Here is a 15844-nt window from a genome sequence, read left to right as displayed (position 1 = left end):
TGGGGGCCGCGCTGCCGGGCGCGTCCGGTCCGCGGGGAAGGGATCATCCCACCGGCGGCATCCCGCACGTGGTCGACGGACCTCGGCCCGAGCACGCGGACCCGGGCAGACGGAGGTTCGCCGTGCCTGTTCTTCCCCCGCGCCCTTCGCTCGAGCACCTGCGCAAGCAGGCCAAACAGCGCAAACACGCCCAGGGCATTCCGCTGAGCCGGGCCCAGTTCCAGATCGCTCGCGAATACGGCTTCCCCAGCTGGCCGAAGCTCGTCGAGCACGTGCGTGTCGCCGCCCTGGAGGGCATCGAGCGGGCGCTCGTCCTGGCCGATCCGGCCGCGCTGGCGGCGCTCCTGGCGGCCGATCGCGCCCCGGTGACCGATCACGCCATCGATCCGGCCACCGTGCGGGCCGACAATCCGGCCACCGATCCGGTCGCCGGGCTGGCGCCGCTGCTGGTGCTGCTGCGCCGCGCCGTCGCGCCCGATGAGCGGGTACGCGCGTGCGCCCGGCTCCTCCTGGACGCCGGCGCCGACCCGGGCAGCCACACCGTCGAGCAGGGCGGCGAATGGCGCCGGACGGCCCTGTTCGACGCCGTGGAGCGCGGTGACCTGGCCCTGGCGCGGCTCCTGGTCGAGCGCGGCGCTCCCCGGGACGAGGATGCGTTCTACCATGCCTGCGAGCAGTCGGACACGGCCTTCCTCGACCTCCTCCACCGGCCCGGTTACGAGCGCCTGGTGCTGCACAAGCTGGACTTCGAGGACGCGGCGGGGCTGCGCTGGTTCCTCGATCGCGGCGTCGACGTGAACGCCTGCCGCGCGCTGCACCACGCCATCGCCCGGGGCCGCAGCACGGCCATCCTCACGATGCTCCTCGATGCCGGCGCCGACGTGAACCTGCCCTGGGACCGCTGGGACGCCGGCCGCCGCCCTCTCGCCCTGGCCGCCCGCTGCGGGCACCTGGCGGCGTACGAGCTGCTGGCCGCCCGCGGCGCACGCGCCGACCTGGACCCGGTGGACGCCGCGGTCCTGGCCGTCGCCCGCGGCGAGTCCGCCCGCCTGCCCGCCGCCCCGCCGCCGGCCCTCGGCAACCCGGACACCGGGGACTACGGCTGGGTGCTGGGCCAGTTCGCGCTGCTGGGCCGTACCGACGTGGTGCGGGCGCTGCTGGACGGCGGGATGGCGGTGGACACCCGGGGTTGGAGCAACTTCACGCCGCTCGACCAGGCCGCCATGCACGGCCGCGCGGAGACGGTGCGGCTGCTGGTCGAACGCGGCGCCGACCTCGGCGACCGCGCCTTCGACGACGAGGGGCCGACCCCGCTGGACTGCGCGCTGTGGGGGCTGCGCAACAACCGGGCGGCGGACGGCGACTACCTGGGCACGGTCGAGGCCCTCCTGGCGGCCGGCGCCCCCACCCGCCTCGGCCCGCCGACCGGCGACGCCGCCATCGACGCCCTGCTGAAATGATTCCCTGAGAAAAATCCGGCCGGCATGTGAAGAAGGGGCGGACGGCTCCGACCTCCTCGTGAAGGCGGCGCCGGACGGGCGCCGGAGAGCAGGAGGCAGTGAGATGAGCAAGGTCACTTGTGACATGGCGATGTCCCTCGACGGCTTCGTGGCAGGCCCGCACCAGAGCCTGGACAAGCCGTTCGGCGAGGGCGTGGACGACCGCCTGCACCAGTGGATGTTCGACGAGCCCGAGCAGCACGCCGCGGTGATCGAGGGCATCACCGCGGCCGGGGCCTTCATCATGGGCCGCAACATGTTCGGCCCCGGCCGCGGCGCCTGGGACCTGGACTGGAACGGCTGGTGGGGCGACGAGCCGCCGTACCACGCGCCGGTCTTCGTCCTCACGCACCATCAGCGCGAGCCGTTGACGATGAAGGGCGGCACGACGTTCACCTTCGTCACCGACGGGATCGGGGCGGCCATGGCGCAGGCGCGCGAGGCCGCCGGCGACCGCGACGTGGCCATCGCCGGCGGCGCCGAGACGGTGAACCAGTACCTGGCGGCAGGGCTCATCGACGAGCTGCGCCTGCATGTCGCGCCCGTGATCCTCGGCAGAGGCGAACGGCTGCTCGACAACGTCGGCGACATCACCCTGCAACCGCTCGGCGCCCCGTCGGGCACCGGCCTCGTCACCCACCTGACGTACCGGGTGGTCCGCTAGAACGCGCATGCGACCTAGCTCCGATCATCGCCACCAGGCTCTGAGTCCCTGCACCGGCAAGGACCTGGCCTCCACCGAGATCACCGCAGGCTGGCACCACTCGGCCGGCGACGGCGTCACGGTCACCTGTCGCGACGGCGGCGAGATGCGGGCCGCTCTGCTGACCGGCGTGGTGACCGGCGCACCGTCAGGGCTGGCGGAACCCTCGGCGACAGAGTCGGTTCTCAGGAAATGGCGATGGAGCCGTGCCAGGTGAGAAGCGGGCACGGCTCACGCTATGGGGTCACGACCTCACCCAGCCGGGGAGGCCGGGAACCGGGCCGGGGAGTGGCTGGTACGTGGAACGCTTGACTGTGGACGAGGTGGGTGGGATGGCCGGGCAGCTGGCGCCCTTGGCCGGCAGCTCGAGGGAGACCAGGTAGCGGTCGATGCCGCCCGCGGCGCACTGGCCGTGGTCGTAGATGCGGTGGCCCCAGCCTTCGTAGGTGAACAGCCTTCCCGAGCGGCCAAGCTGCTGCGCCGTGCTCACCGCCCAGTTGTAGCCGGTGGCGGGGTCGTGCAGGGCGTTGGCCACCAGGACTGGGGGGCTGTAAACGCGCAGGCGGTGCTGCGGGTTGGGGATCGGGGCTTGCTGGCCCAGACAAGCGGCCATCGTGGCGAGGGCCTCAGGACCGGCCTGCATGTCGGGGGCGATGCGGCGGGAACTCGCCAGATGAGCCGCGTATTCGTCATAGTTGCGCACCGGCAGCAGGTAGTCCAGGCAGAAGACCTGAGTCGCGTCGTTGACCACCTCCTGGTCAGGCAGCGGCTTGAGCAGCGATCTCGCCTCGCCCTCGCCGCTGTCGACCGCCACCAGGAACTCGGCCAGGTCGGCCCAGTCGGGGCCGAAGAACGCACCCGTGGCCTCATAGATGAGCAGCAGCTTCGTGAGGGGAGTGTCCGGCCGGCCCGGGTAGTGCAGTTCGCCGCGATCGGCGCGCGCCACCAGGCCGGCCCAGAAGGTGCGGATGTTCTTGCCGTGCAGTGCGCACGAGGAGGTCTTGTCGCACCATTTCACGAACTCGTCGAAGGAATCCTGAGTCGTCCATGCCTGGGTGTCCAGGAAGTCTCTGGTGCCCAGACTGTGGTCCATGTTGCTGTCCAGCGCCAGGGCACGGACCCGGTTGGGGAAACGCTCGGCGTAGATCTGGCCGATCAGGGTGCCGTAGGAGATGGCGTAGAAGGAGAGCTTGTCGTCCCCGAGACCAGCCCGCAGGGCGTCCAGATCACGCGCGACGCTGCCGGTGTCCACATGGTCGAACAGCGGGCCGGTGCGGGCTCGGCAGTCCTGCTTGTAGCGTGCGTTGAAAGCCAGCAGCCGCACGAAGTCGGCCTGGCTCTTCAGGAACGGGTCGGGCGCCTGCGCGGCCAGTTCCCGGGAACACTGGATGGGATGGCTGCCCGCCACCCCGCGTGGGTCGAAGCCCACGATGTCGAACCGGCTGGTGATCTCCGAGGAGAAGGGCAGCCGGTCACGCAGCACTATCTGCTTGCCCGAGCCGCCGGGCCCGCCGGGATTGACGACCAGCGAGCCGATCCTCGCCGAGGGGTTGGTGGCCTTGCGCCGCGCCAGCGCCAGCTGGATCTTCTCGCCACCGGGGTCGCCCCAATCAAGGGGTACGGTCATCGTCCCGCAATCGACCGCGGGATCCTCCGCACACGGCTGCCACGAGATCGACGCCGTGCTCGCCGCGGCCGGCGCCATGGGCGCGACCGAGCCGATGAGGGCAAATAACGAAATCAGGAGTGCGATGTGTTTCCGCACAAGCCATCCAATCATGGGAGTTTTGATCTTGATCCAGCCTGATGACCCGCCTGGCCACCGCCACGCTCAGAGCGTCCAGCGGCCGAATTCGGAGTCGAGGCGGGCGGCGATGCCCCCGGCCTTGGGTCCGAAGTCGGCGTAGAAGCTCTTGCCACACTCGAGGTCGTCGAGCGCGGCCTTGGTCTCCTCGGCGAGGTACTTGTTCGCCTCCGCCTGCGACAGCCGTGGCCGGTAGACGGTGTTGTCGTCGGCGCCGGCGTCCACCAGGCCCTGCTTCTTGGCGATGGCGTTCATCCGCGCCGAGAACTCGCGGTAACCGCGCTCGCTCATGCCGGTCGGGCTGACGGAGTCCACGCGATACCCCTTGCCCTTGAGGCAGTCGCCCATCGCCGAGGCCAGCTCCACCAGCTCGGGATCGCCGTTCAGCTCACGTTCGACAGCGGCTTTGTAGGAGGTCTCGTACTGCTCGAACTCGTCGGCCATGCTGCTGATGTTCTTGCCGGTCACGTCCTTGACTGCCTTGACCTGGCAGCCATTGAGGGCCTTGTCATAGCTGCGCGACTGCGCCTTCGACAGTGACTCCCTGATCGCGCTGTTGGGGTCGTCGCCGGCCGTCACGGCGGCTTGATCCCGTTCGGAATCGGAGTCGAGAACGTCGATGAACACGTTGAAGCCCCGCTTGGAGCGCACCCTCTTCATGGCCTCGTAGTCGCCGCCCGCGGCCTTGTCGACGTCCGTCCTGGGCTTGGGCTTCGGGACCCAGGCGAGGTAGCGGAAGCCCTTCTGCTTCATGCAATCGGCGATGAGCGATTGGATCTTCTGCGGCCTGCCCCACCCGACGTCCGCTGTTGCCGTAGTGGCAGGCTGCGCCGGTGGGCGGGAGGAGCAGCCCGCGAGCATGACAGCGCACAGCACGGTCGCGACAAGAGCCGATCTCTTGAGCATGCGAGCGACCATAGTCCGTTGTACGGAGTATGGTCAAGATCTTGACTCTTGATCGAATTGAGGGCAGCTTTGTCGATGCCTGCCGGACGACCGGTCGCGGATCGTCGCGGCCGCGCGGGCGGCTCATGCCGACGACACGGTGGCGGCACTGCCCGACGGCTACGACACCGTGCTGTCCAGGACGCACACGGACGACGGCGAGCGGGCCGGCGTGACGCTATCCGGCGGGCAGTGGCGGCGGTTGGCCCTGGCCCGCTGCCTGATGCGCACCGACGCCGAGTTGATCGTGCTCGACGAGCCGACCTCGGGGCTGGACGCCGAGGGTGAGCACCGCCTGCACACTGCCCTTCACCGGCACGCGGAGGGCCGTACCCGGCTGCTGATCTCCCATCGGATGTCCGCGCTGCGCGGCGCGGAACTGATCGCCACGCTTGTCGACGGCCGGATCGCCGAGCAGGGCAGTCACGACGAGCTGATGGACGCGGACGGCGAGTACGCCCGGCTGTTCCGCCTCCAGGCCGGCGGCTATCAGGATGCGAGGGCCGAGAACGACGTCCGATGATCTGACCTGGCGGCCTCCGATTCGAAAGATCAACTCTTTGGCGAACAGGCTGGTATGTGCCCCGGGCAAGAACGGACGTCTACCGCTCCTCGGACGACGGGCGGGCATCAGGTACGGGCGTCCGTGCCGGACGGCAGGACCGGCGCGAGAACGAACCGGGTCGTGGCCCACACCAGGTAGAGCAGGGGCGAGCACAGGAGGAGCAGCCCGATCACCGGCTTGAGCAGGATGACCGCCGCGGCCAGCCCCAGCACGACGACGTTGGCCGCGGCCAGGTACCAGCGCCGCGCCACCAGGTAGAGGCAGGGCCGGACGAGGCCGCGCAGCCGTACGGAGGGCTGCTCCGCGACCAGCGCCAGGACGGCGACGACCACCGCCACGACCAGCGCCGCCGCGCTCGCGAAGAAGGGCGCGAGCGCGGGGCCCCACGCCGTGCGCGAGACGGCGACGGCGTCCACGGCCAGCACGCTCACGGCGGCGGCGCCGGCCACCCAGACGATCAGGGATCGGCCGGCAGCCCGGCGGTAGCCCTCCCAGAACGGGCGGAACACGGCCGCGGAGCCCTCGCCCAGCTCGGCGAAGCAGCGGAACGCCCCGGCCAGCGCGGGCGCGCACAGAGACGACAGCACGGCGAAGAACGGCCACGACGCCGGCGGGTCCCGGACGATCGCGAGCGCCGCGAGGAGCGGGGCGCACGCGACGGCCAGCAGGACGTTCGTCATGAGGCCGGTGTGCACGGTGCGGAAGACCCTCTCGTAGGTCTCCTGCCGCGCGGGCCTGAGCAGCGCCCTCATCCCTTGAGCCCGCTGGTCGCGATGCCGCGGATGAAGTATCGCTGCCCGAACAGGAAGACGGCCAGGATCGGCAGGATCGACAGCGCCGCGCCGGTCATCATCATGGCGTACTCGGCGTCGTACTGCCCGATGAACGAGCGCAGGCCGAGCTGCACGGTCCACAGCTCGTTGCTGGTCAGGTAGATGAACGGCCCCATGTAGTCGTTCCAGGTGTTGACGAAGGTCAGCAGGGCCAGGCTGGCGAGCGCCGGCTTGGACAGAGGCAGCATGATCCGCCGGTAGATGCCGTACTCGCTCAGCCCGTCGATCCGGGCGGCCTCGCAGAGCTCGTCCGGGATCGACATGTAGTACTGGCGCATGAGGAACACGCCGAAGGCCCCGAACGCCTGCAGCAGGATGATCGACCAGTAGGTGTTCGTCAGCTCCGCGCGCTGCATCATGATGTACTGCGGCACCATGTACGCCTGCCACGGCACGGCGATCGTGGCGATGTAGGCCAGGAACAGCGCGTCGCGCCCGGGGAAGCGCACCTTGGAGAACCCGTAGGCCGCGAAACTCCCCGTGAGCAGCTGCAGCAGCGTGATGGTGGTGGACAGGAACGCCGAGTTGCCCAGGTAGGTCAGCAGCGGGATGCGTTCCCAGATCTCGACGAAGTTGGACCAGCGGAACTCGCGCGGGATCCACTCGATGGGGATGGTGAAGACCTCGTTGTCGCGCTTCAGCGAGGACGAGAGCATCCATGCGAACGGCACCAGCACCAGCGCCGCCACGACGACGAGCACGATGTAGGCCAGCACCTTGCGGACGAGGCCGCGCCCCGTCCGCTCCGCGCCCGCGGGCACGTGGCGGGGCGGGCCGGCGGTGGCCGGTGGAGCATCATGCAGTGTGGCCATCAGGCGCTCCTGCGTTCGTTGAGGCGGAACTGGACGACGGTCACGGTGAGCACGATGACGAAGAGCACCAGGGCGATCGCCGAGGAGTAGCCGAAGTGCCCCTCGGTGATGCCCTCCCGGTAGACGAGCTGGGCCAGGACCAGCGTGCTGCGCCCGGGGCCGCCGTCGGTCATGACGACGATGAGGTCGAGGACCTTGAAACTCTGGATCGTCAGCATGACGAGGACGAAGAACGTCGTCGGCCGCAGGCACGGCAGCGTGACGCCCCAGAAACGCTGCCAGGCGTTCGCCCCGTCCACCCGGGCGGCCTCGTAGTACTCGTTCGGGATCGTCTGCAGGCCGGCCAGGTAGAGCACCATGTAGTACCCCATGTCCCGCCACACGCTGGTGACGATCACCGCGGGCATCGCCCAGTCGGTGCTGGCCACCCACCGGGGCGGGTGGGCGACGCCGATCGCTTCGAGGGCCTGATTGATGGGTCCCGCCGTCGGGTTGAACAGCATGTTCCACACGACGGCGACGGCGACCAGCGAGGTGATGTACGGGAAGAACGCCGCGGTGCGGAAGAACTGCACGCCGCGGATCTTCCTGTTGAGCACCATCGCCAGGCCGAGCGCGACGATCAGCGTCAGCGGGATGTGGCCGGCGGCGTAGAACAGCGTGTTGCGGAGCGCGACGTGGAAGTTCTCGTCGGAGAGCAGGCGCTGGAAGTTCTTCAGCCCGACCCACTCGGGCGTGCTGTAGGAGTCCCAGTCCAGGAACGCCAGCGCGAACGCCGCGAGCATCGGGATGAGGGTGAACAGTGCGAAACCGACGAAGTTCGGCAGGATGAAGCTCCACCCGATGAGGGTGGCGCGCCAGGCGCGCTTGGAGCGGGGCCCCACGGAGGACGGGGCCGGTTGCGTGATGACGTGAGTCATGGGATTCCTCCAGGGAGGCGGCGGCCCCGGAGGGCTCCGCGGCCGCCGCTGCTCCCTAGTTCAGGACTTCGTTCTTGACGCGCTCGTTCATCGACTTGATGCCGTCGGCCACCGACTTGTCGCCGACCATGATGAGCTCGTGCTCCTCCTTGAGGATCGTGTCGACGTCGGAGGTGTGCTCGCTGACCGGCATCTCGAGGACGACCTTGTCCGGCTGGAACGCCTTCTTCGACAGCTCGTCCGTCGGCATGCCCTTGATCCCGAAGTAGGCGGTGGTGATCTCGGGGGTCTTCAGCGCGGGCACCACGCCGATCCTGGCGATCGCCTCGGCACCCGCCTTGCCCGCGGCGAACTGCACGAACTTCTTGGCGAGGTCGGCGTTCTTGGCGCGCTTGTTGACGGCGAAGGCGGTCGGCGAGCCGAACGTCGTCACGCCTGTGGCGCCGGGCCGCTGCGGCATCGGGGCCAGCGCCCAGTCGACATCGGTGGCGCCCTTCTCCTTCTGCGCCAGGATCGAGGAGATGTACCAGGTGCCCATGGGCAGCATGGCCGCCGCCCCGGTCTCGAACATCGTCTTGTAGTCCGACTTCTGGGCGGTGGCGGTGCCGAAGTCGAGGGCGGCGCCGGCCTTCTGCAGCCCGAGCGCCAGGTTGTACTGCTCGGTAAAGAAGCCGTAGTCGCCGCCCAGTTGGTCGCCGCCGGTCTGCGCCGCCGAGATGGCCTGCACCACCGACCGCCAGGTGTGGTGGTAGGTGCCGTAGACCTTCTTGCCGCCCTCCTCCTTGGTGAGCTGCTGGGCGAGCTTGGCGTACTCGTCCCAGGTGAGGCTCTCGGGCATCTTGACGCCCGCCTTGTCGAAGTACGTCTTGTTGTAATAGAGGAGCCAGAAGTCCTGCCGGTACGGCATCGCGAAGTACGCGTTCTTGACGTTGAAGGCGTCGAGCCCGGCCAGCTTGGAGGTGTCGGCCGACTTCACCAGGTCGGTGATGTCGGCGAGCTGGCCCCGGCTGGAGTAGCGGGAGTAGTCCGTGACGTTCTTCATCGTGATCACGTCGGTCGTGTCACCGCCGGCGAGCATGGTGGTGACCTTGTCGGGGTAGTCGTCGGCGAGGATGTCCACCGGCTGGATCTTGACCCCGGGGTTCGCCGCCTGGAAGGCGTCGAACAGCGCCTTGAACTCGGGGGTCTTGGCCATGTTCCAGACCGTGACGGTCAGCGTGTTGCCTCCGTCGCCGCTGCCGCTCGCCTGCCCGCCCGAGCCGCAGGCGGTGGCCGCGAGGGTGAGCGCGGCCGCGACGGCGATGCTCCTGATCAGATGACGGCGCTCTCGGGCTCTTCCCGACGCGTGCGAAAGGATCATTGATCCGGTCTCCTTTCCATTGAGCCGGTCGCAGGGCTCAGGCGCTTACCAAGAAGTCGGCGGCGGTCACGGCCGCGCGGGGCGGCTCGCCGGACAGGTAGCGTTCGAGCTCGTCGAGCGCGCTCTCACTCATCCGCCGGGTCTCCGATCCCAGAGAGCCGGCGACGTGGGGGGTGATCATGACGTTGGGCTGGTCGTACAGGGGCGAGGTGGCCGGCAGCGGCTCCGGCTCGGTGACGTCGAGGATCGCGTCGAGCCGTCCTGTGGCGCACTCGCGTTCCAGTGCGGCGGTGTCCAGCACGGCGCCGCGCGCGGTGTTGATGACGGTCGCCCCGTCGCGCAGCAGGGCCAGTTCGCGCGCCCCGATGAGGTGGCGGGTGGACGGCAGCGCCGGGACGTGCAGCGTGAGGATGTCGCAGCGCCGCAGGAGCTCGTCCAGCCCGACCAGGAGGCCGCCCGCCGCGCTCACCTCGGCGGGATCGGCGTAGGGGTCGGCGATCAGGATGTCCGCCTCCAGGCTGCGCAGCCGTTCGACGACCCGGCGCCCCGTGCGGGAGAAGCCGACGACGCCGATCGTGCGTCCGTGGTTCGTCAGCTCGCCACGGTGTGCCAGGTAGGACCAGTCGTCGCGGTGGCGGCGCGCGTCCTGGGCGAGGAACGGCGCCTTCTTGCCCGCGAAGATGATCGCGGCGAGGGTGAACTCGGCCACCGGGATCGCGTTCTCGTCGGCGGCGTTGGTGACGAGGATGCCCCGGCGCCAGACCTCGTCGGTGACGAACGTGCGCACCGTGCCGGCGCAGTGGAAGATCGCCCGCAGCCGGGGCGCGTCGGCGAGCCGCTCGGCCGTCAGCGGGGGGCAACCCCACGAGGTCACCAGCACCTCCACCTCGCGCAGCCGCCGCCGCACGTGCTCCGCGTCCAGGTCGTCGGTCACGATGGGATCGCCGAGCTCGACCAGCTCCTGCAACCGGCGCAGCTGCGGCTCCTGGAACTGCACGGCGAACTTCGAGGAATCCATGACCAGCAGGGCCTGCGGTCGTACGTCTCTCACCTGGGTCCTTTCGGCGGCAAGCGCTTACCAGTGCGCTGATCATGTCTGATCATTTCAATCACGTCAATACTCTGTTACCGCAGAGTAATCACTCGATCTGATCGATACTGATCGATAATGTACGGTGGTCGCCGTGCGCCCTTGACGTGGGAGGAAGCGATCGCGTTGACTCCGGGGCATTCGTTTCCGATCAGGAGGGCTGATGCGCTCGCTCAGGGAGTTCGACGATCTGCGGTTGTCTCCGTACACGGGATGGACGCGGGACCACTGGGCGGCCCTCGCCGATCACCTGCTGCTGTCGGCGCGGCGTTACGCGTCGGACACACACGCGCGTATCTCGTTCCCCGGCCCGCCGGGCGGGTACGGGGCCGACGTCGACGGGCTGGAGGGCTTCGCGCGCACGTTCCTGGCCGCCGGGTTCAGGGTGGCGGGCGAGGGCGGGCGCGATCCGCTGGGACTGATGGAGTGGTACGCCGAGGGGCTCGCCGCCGGGACCGACCCCCGCTCGCCGGAGCGCTGGGTGCGGCTGGACGAGCACGGCCAGGCCAAGGTCGAGGCCGCGTCCATCGCCCTGGTGCTCCACCTGACGAGGCCGTGGCTGTGGGACCGGCTCGACGCGGGTGTGCGGGAGCGGGTCGTCGACTATCTGGCGCCCGCGGTCGGCTCCGACTATCCGCCGATCAACTGGATCTGGTTCCAGATCGTCGTCGAGCAGTTCCTCGCCTCGGTCGGCGGCCCCTACGAGCGCAAGGACATCGAGGACGGGCTCGCGCTCCTCGACGGCTTCGCCCGCCGGAACGGCTGGTACGCCGACGGCGCGGAGCGCTCCTATGACCACTACTCGGGATGGGCGCTGCAGTTCTACCCGCTGATGTGGAGCGAGATGGCCGCGGGCGACCCGGCGGCGGACGCGCGGCGGCCGGTCTACCTGGAGCGGCTCGAACGCTACCTGAACGACGCGGTGCACCTCGTCGCCGCCGACGGGTCACCCCTGATCCAGGGGCGCAGCCTCACCTACCGGTTCGCCGCGGCCACGCAGTTCTGGGTGGGCGCGCGCTCGGGCACGGCGACACCGAGCCCGGGGCTCCTGCGCCGCGCCGCCTCGGGGATCGTCCGCCACTTCACCGAGCACGGGGCCCCGGACGAGGACGGCGTCCTGACGCTCGGGTGGCATGGGGCCTGGCGGCCGATCGCCCAGTCGTACTCGGGGCCAGGCTCGCCGTACTGGGCGGCCAAGGGCTTCTTCGGGCTCTCGCTGCCCGCCGACCACCCGGTGTGGACGGCCGTGGAGGAGCCGCTGCCGGTCGAGACGGGCGACTTCCATCTCGCGCTGCCCGCGCCGGGCTGGCTGGTCAGCGGCACTCGCGCCGACGGCGTCGTGCGCGTGGTCAACCACGGCACCGACCACTCCACTCCAGGGACGAACCGTACGGACTCCCCGCTGTACGCGCGGCTGGGATACTCGACCGCGACCTCTCCCGTGCTGGCCGGGGAGCACGCCGCCGAGCCGCTGGACCAGTCGGTGACGATTCTCGACGCGGGCGGCCGGCCCAGCCACCGGACGGGCTTCGAGACGTTGCGGCTCGACCGCCTTCCGTCCGGGACGCTGGTGGGGGCCTCGCGCTGGCAGGCCCACTGGGTGGACGTCGGGGCGGACGGGCCGGACCACGGTTACGGACGGGCGGGGACGGTGCGTCTGGGGCCGTGGATCGAGGTGGTCTCGGCGGTGCGGGGCGCCTGGGAGCTGCGGTTGGTGCGGCTGGCGAGCTCGCCGCGGGCCGGCCTGGATTCGCCAGGTGGTGATGCCGGATCGCGCCCCGGCGGCGTACCGCTTCCCGCCCCGGATTCGCCGGGCGGTGACGCCGGATCGCGCCCCGGCCCAGGCGCGCTGCGCATCGGCGGCTGGCCTGTGGCGGCCGCGGAACCCGCCCCCGGAGCGGAACCTCGCGTCTCGAACGGCACCAGGTACTCGTGCCTCGTCGCCGGAGCGGGGCTGAACCTGTCCGGCGTGATCTCCGCCGCGGACTCCTCGCCGCTGGGCCCGTGGACGCTCGTCCCGTGGTGCGCGACCGGCGCGCCCGCCCTGCCGGACACCTGGTACGAGGTGGCGGTTCACCTCGGCGGGCAGGAGCCGGGCCGGCCGCCCTCGGTCTCCTGGTACGGCGCGGCGGCCGCCCGCGTGACCTGGCCGGACGGGACGGAGGACGACCTCGGCGCCGTCCCCCGCCAGGCCTGATCATCACGCCGGGACGATCAGGCGCGGCTCGACGAGGAGGCCCGGACGATCAGGCGCGGCTCGATGACGACGCCCGGACGATCAGGCGCGGCTCGATGACGACGCGGTGGGCGGGGCGCTGCGGATCCTCGTCCGCCAGCCGCGCCGCGAGCAGGGCGAAAGCCGCCTGCCCGATGGCCGTCTTGGGCGGGCGGACCGCCGTCAGCGGCGGGTCGCACAGCTCGGCCACCTCGTCGTCGTAGGCCACCACGGCCAGGTCGCCGGGCACCCGGAGGCCGCGTTCCTGGCAGCGTTCGACCAGGCTGATCGCCTCCGGGTCCGAGTGGACGAGCAGCGCCGTCGTCCCCGAGGCGAGGCACTCGTCCAGAACGCGATCGAGCGTGGCCGGCCATTCGGGATGCAGCTGATCGACCGTGCTCATGTCGGGCGTGCCGTCGAGCCGGAGGGCGAGCTCCTCGCACGCCTGCCGCCAGCCGCGCCGTACGTGCGGGGCCGTCGGGCTCTGCTGGGTGGTGATCAGCCCGACGCGCTGGTGGCCGAGCGCGACGAGATGCCGCACGGCCATGGCCGCTCCGAAGGCGTGGTCGCTGACCACCGACTCCATCGCCTCGTGGTAGGGGCCCACGGTGGCCGCCCGCTCGATGAGGACCACGGGCACGTGGGCGTCCTGCAGCCAGCGCACCAGCGCCTCTCCCTCCTCTCCCGTGGTGGTCGGCGTCACCAGCAGCCCGTCCACGCCCGCCGTCTCCAGCATCCGGGAGAGCTGGCGGCGCTCGTCGGCGGCTCGGTAGCCGCCGCCGCGCAGCACGATGCGCGCGCCGGACTCCGCCGCGGCCTCACGGACGCCCTTGATCACGTCGGGGTAGTAGTAGGTCAGTGACGGCACCACCATCCCGATGGTGACCTGCCGTTCCTCCGCGGATGCCGGCTGGGTCGCCGGCTGTGGCGGCGGCGCCTCCCCTGTCCGCGCCTCGGTCTCGACGCCTGTGAGAGGCTGGGCGAGCGGCCGGCCGTGGAGCGCGGCGCCACCGCGGACCCGGCGGATGATGCCCTGTGAGGACAGCAACGCGATGTCGCGGCGGATGGTGATGGCCGAGACGTCCAGCTCGGCCGCCAGCTCGTGGACGCGGACCACGCCGCGGCGGCGGAGCAGCTCCACCATCTGGGCGCGGCGCTCGTCCGGCAACTGGCCCGGCGAGTCTGACACCGTCACTCCCCCACCTCCACCCGAACTTCGAACGCTCCGCGCGCCGTGCCGGGCAGCCGCAGCTCCAGCCGGGTCAGGCGCTCGCCCCACACCTCCGTGAGCATGGGATCATCCAGCGTACGGACGGTCAGCGCGGCTGTCGCGCCGGCAGGATCCCAGCTGACGACCGCGGACCGTGCGCCGTCGGGCGGCCGGACCACGACCCGCCCAGGAGACGGTTGCTCGACCTGTCCGGCCAGCACGAAGTGCAGGACGCTCGTGCCGCCGTCGCCGGTGAAGCTCCAGGCGTCCTCGATCGTCACGCGGCCCCCGCACCGGTCGAGGGCGGCCCTGCGCCACCACCGTTCCAGCTCGGGCACCGGGTAGGCGGCCGCCAGATCCAGCCGTACCTCGAAGCGGTCAGGCCCGTCCACCACCTCGACCTGCCTGGCCGCGTACCGCTCGCCCTGCCGCTGCGGCGTGCTGCGCACCTCGGGGACGTTGTGCCAGCCGCTCTGCATCGTCCAGATCGAGTAGCGCTCGGGACCGAAGGTCTGCGCCGTGTACGTCGGCCTGCCCGGGTCGGCGAGCACGGGCACACCGTCCACCGCGACGACGACCGAGCCGACGTCGTTGTGGTTGTGGTGCTCGCCGTTGTGCCCGCCCTTGACCGCGAGCGCGAGTCCGCGCGCCGTCCCACCGGCCGTCCTGGCGAGGCCGACCTGCGTCCCCGGCAGCCAGACCCCGGCGATCAGGGGCGGCGCCTCCGCCACGGCGTCCTGCCATCCGGGGTCGGTGAGCTGCCGCAGCGCCCGCCCGAGCTCCTCGGACACGACGGTGGCCGGGCGCTGGGAGGCCGCATGCCGTGCCGCGTCCTGCTCGCCCAGCCTTCTGGCCCACCGGTACGGCACATGCCACGGCACGTCACCGGAAGGGCGGGCCCGCGCGTCGGCGAGGTTCAGGTACCAGGGCCCGCCCAGATGCATGCGGTGCGGGAAACGGACCGTCTCGCGCACCACCGGGACCACCGCGGCGTCCAGTGCTCCCGATGTCGCGTGCTCCAGGACGTCGAGCGCCTCGAGCGCGCGGCACGCGCCGTTCCACCAGTACTCGTAACCCTCATCGACGGAACCGTCGTCCGGCAGCGCCGCGAGATAGCGATCGACGCCCGCCACCGCCAGGGAGACCTGGAGAGCCCGCAGCTCGCCCGGCTCGCTCAGGCGCAGCGCGGCGACGAGCACGTTGCCGCAGATCCACGGGCACCAGTTGTGCACGTCCCCGTCGAGGCCCAGCCAATGCCAGTCCTCGCGCTGCACGAACGGGTCGAGCACCCGCACGCGCGTCTCCCGGCGCACCCGTTCCCGCAGCCCGGGGAAGCGCCTGTCCAGCCGCGCGCCCAGGACATGATCCGCCCAGGCCAGCTGTGCGGCCACGTCGGCGGCGCCCAGGTCGAGGCAGGGAGAGGTCACGTCGGGCAGCACCGTCCCACGGGGCCGGCAGGTCTCCTCGTGCGCGGGCCAGCACCACGTGCTCTGCTCGCACAGCTGGACGATGCCGTCGGCGGCCTCGTCCAGCCACGCGTCCTGCCCGCTCGCCGCCGCCATGAGCACCGCCCGGGTGAGCCGGGCCTGGCGCTCTCGCACCTGGCTCTCGTACTCCGTGCGGTTCCCGTCGCGGAAGAAGCGCGCGTACTGTGACGCCGACGGTCGCGGCCACGGCGTGTCCCGCTCCGCCTCCGCCTGCTCGCGGACGGCGGCGAGGCGGTCGGCGGCGCGCTCCCAGAGCTCAGCCCCGGCAACGGGGACGGGCAGCGCCACGTCGGGCGACACCAACAAGCCGGCCAGGCCCGCGGGCGACGCCGCGGCGCCCCAGACGGAGAGCAGCGGCCCTGCCGTTTCGACCGCCGCGCCGGTAGCTGTGTTCGTCATAG

At 71.0% G+C, this 15844-nt stretch carries 14 protein-coding genes; 5 read left to right on the top strand and 9 right to left on the bottom strand.

Annotated elements, in window-relative coordinates; all coding sequences use genetic code 11:
• The first annotated feature begins 122 nt into the window (after window positions 1-122).
• The 3 genes from AB0H84_RS28130 to AB0H84_RS28120 all read left to right on the top strand — a co-directional run bounded on the left by AB0H84_RS28130 (window position 123) and on the right by AB0H84_RS28120 (window position 2419).
• Window positions 123-1460 carry an ankyrin repeat domain-containing protein gene (locus AB0H84_RS28130; RefSeq protein ID WP_357610290.1) on the top strand — a complete coding sequence of 446 codons (1338 nt, stop codon included), beginning with the start codon at window positions 123-125 and terminating at the stop codon, window positions 1458-1460.
• 103 nt (window positions 1461-1563) lie between these two features.
• Complete coding sequence (locus AB0H84_RS28125) at window positions 1564-2163, top strand: dihydrofolate reductase family protein (RefSeq protein WP_357610287.1); 600 nt, start codon at window positions 1564-1566, stop codon at window positions 2161-2163.
• 7 nt (window positions 2164-2170) lie between these two features.
• Entirely contained in the window at window positions 2171-2419 is a 249-nt protein-coding gene (locus AB0H84_RS28120; protein ID WP_357610284.1) for a hypothetical protein, read from the top strand.
• Between the two features lie 27 nt (window positions 2420-2446).
• Here the strand turns inward: AB0H84_RS28120 and AB0H84_RS28115 are convergent, their stop codons facing one another.
• A complete protein-coding gene (locus tag AB0H84_RS28115) occupies window positions 2447-3829 on the bottom strand; it encodes an alpha/beta hydrolase (protein WP_357610282.1) in 1383 nt (460 codons plus the stop codon).
• Window positions 3830-4033: 204 nt separating this feature from the next.
• A complete protein-coding gene (locus tag AB0H84_RS28110) occupies window positions 4034-4759 on the bottom strand; it encodes a hypothetical protein (protein WP_357610279.1) in 726 nt (241 codons plus the stop codon).
• Between the two features lie 292 nt (window positions 4760-5051).
• Here AB0H84_RS28110 and AB0H84_RS28105 point away from each other — a divergent pair, with 292 nt between their 5' ends.
• Window positions 5052-5474 (top strand): ATP-binding cassette domain-containing protein, encoded by a 423-nt coding sequence (locus AB0H84_RS28105; protein ID WP_357610276.1) that lies wholly within the window; start codon window positions 5052-5054, stop codon window positions 5472-5474.
• A 107-nt stretch (window positions 5475-5581) separates the two neighbouring features.
• Here the strand turns inward: AB0H84_RS28105 and AB0H84_RS28100 are convergent, their stop codons facing one another.
• Genes AB0H84_RS28100 through AB0H84_RS28080 form a run of 5 tightly spaced genes read right to left on the bottom strand, consistent with a single transcriptional unit; the run spans window position 5582 to window position 10492 of the window.
• Window positions 5582-6268 (bottom strand): hypothetical protein, encoded by a 687-nt coding sequence (locus AB0H84_RS28100; protein WP_357610273.1) that lies wholly within the window; start codon window positions 6266-6268, stop codon window positions 5582-5584.
• Window positions 6265-7161 (bottom strand): carbohydrate ABC transporter permease, encoded by an 897-nt coding sequence (locus AB0H84_RS28095; RefSeq protein WP_357610270.1) that lies wholly within the window; start codon window positions 7159-7161, stop codon window positions 6265-6267. The genes AB0H84_RS28100 and AB0H84_RS28095 overlap by 4 nt, the downstream gene beginning before the upstream one ends.
• Window positions 7161-8081 carry a sugar ABC transporter permease gene (locus AB0H84_RS28090; RefSeq protein ID WP_357610267.1) on the bottom strand — a complete coding sequence of 307 codons (921 nt, stop codon included), beginning with the start codon at window positions 8079-8081 and terminating at the stop codon, window positions 7161-7163. The genes AB0H84_RS28095 and AB0H84_RS28090 overlap by 1 nt, the downstream gene beginning before the upstream one ends.
• A 55-nt stretch (window positions 8082-8136) precedes the next feature.
• A complete protein-coding gene (locus AB0H84_RS28085; protein WP_357610264.1) occupies window positions 8137-9441 on the bottom strand; it encodes a sugar ABC transporter substrate-binding protein in 1305 nt (434 codons plus the stop codon).
• 37 nt (window positions 9442-9478) lie between these two features.
• Window positions 9479-10492, bottom strand: a complete 1014-nt coding sequence (locus AB0H84_RS28080; protein WP_357610261.1) for a hydroxyacid dehydrogenase — start codon at window positions 10490-10492, stop codon at window positions 9479-9481.
• A gap of 202 nt (window positions 10493-10694) precedes the next feature.
• Between AB0H84_RS28080 and AB0H84_RS28075 the strand changes: the two genes are divergently transcribed.
• Complete coding sequence (locus tag AB0H84_RS28075; protein WP_357610259.1) at window positions 10695-12728, top strand: DUF2264 domain-containing protein; 2034 nt, start codon at window positions 10695-10697, stop codon at window positions 12726-12728.
• Window positions 12729-12777: 49 nt separating this feature from the next.
• Here the strand turns inward: AB0H84_RS28075 and AB0H84_RS28070 are convergent, their stop codons facing one another.
• Together AB0H84_RS28070 and AB0H84_RS28065 are read right to left on the bottom strand one after the other, a co-directional pair.
• Window positions 12778-13941 (bottom strand): substrate-binding domain-containing protein, encoded by a 1164-nt coding sequence (locus AB0H84_RS28070; protein WP_357610256.1) that lies wholly within the window; start codon window positions 13939-13941, stop codon window positions 12778-12780.
• Complete coding sequence (locus AB0H84_RS28065) at window positions 13938-15842, bottom strand: heparinase II/III family protein (protein ID WP_357610253.1); 1905 nt, start codon at window positions 15840-15842, stop codon at window positions 13938-13940. The genes AB0H84_RS28070 and AB0H84_RS28065 overlap by 4 nt, the downstream gene beginning before the upstream one ends.
• Between the last annotated feature and the right edge of the window lie 2 nt (window positions 15843-15844).

The organism is Nonomuraea sp. NPDC050786, assembly GCF_040654115.1.
Classification (GTDB): domain Bacteria; phylum Actinomycetota; class Actinomycetes; order Streptosporangiales; family Streptosporangiaceae; genus Nonomuraea.
Note: the sequence above shows the minus strand (reverse complement) of the source record. Positions and strands in the feature narration are given on the sequence as shown.

What these genes read in the sequence shown, in the direction of transcription:
- AB0H84_RS28095 (WP_357610270.1), bottom strand. Translation starts at nt 7,161, where the DNA reads ATGGCCACACTGCATGATGCTCCACCGGCCACCGCCGGCCCGCCCCGC.
- AB0H84_RS28110 (WP_357610279.1), bottom strand. Translation starts at nt 4,759, where the DNA reads ATGAAGCAGAAGGGCTTCCGCTACCTCGCCTGGGTCCCGAAGCCCAAG.
- AB0H84_RS28090 (WP_357610267.1), bottom strand. Translation starts at nt 8,081, where the DNA reads ATGACTCACGTCATCACGCAACCGGCCCCGTCCTCCGTGGGGCCCCGC.
- AB0H84_RS28125 (WP_357610287.1), top strand. Translation starts at nt 1,564, where the DNA reads ATGAGCAAGGTCACTTGTGACATGGCGATGTCCCTCGACGGCTTCGTG.
- AB0H84_RS28075 (WP_357610259.1), top strand. Translation starts at nt 10,695, where the DNA reads ATGCGCTCGCTCAGGGAGTTCGACGATCTGCGGTTGTCTCCGTACACG.
- AB0H84_RS28120 (WP_357610284.1), top strand. Translation starts at nt 2,171, where the DNA reads ATGCGACCTAGCTCCGATCATCGCCACCAGGCTCTGAGTCCCTGCACC.
- AB0H84_RS28065 (WP_357610253.1), bottom strand. Translation starts at nt 15,842, where the DNA reads ATGACGAACACAGCTACCGGCGCGGCGGTCGAAACGGCAGGGCCGCTG.
- AB0H84_RS28115 (WP_357610282.1), bottom strand. Translation starts at nt 3,829, where the DNA reads ATGACCGTACCCCTTGATTGGGGCGACCCCGGTGGCGAGAAGATCCAG.
- AB0H84_RS28100 (WP_357610273.1), bottom strand. Translation starts at nt 6,268, where the DNA reads ATGAGGGCGCTGCTCAGGCCCGCGCGGCAGGAGACCTACGAGAGGGTC.
- AB0H84_RS28085 (WP_357610264.1), bottom strand. Translation starts at nt 9,441, where the DNA reads ATGATCCTTTCGCACGCGTCGGGAAGAGCCCGAGAGCGCCGTCATCTG.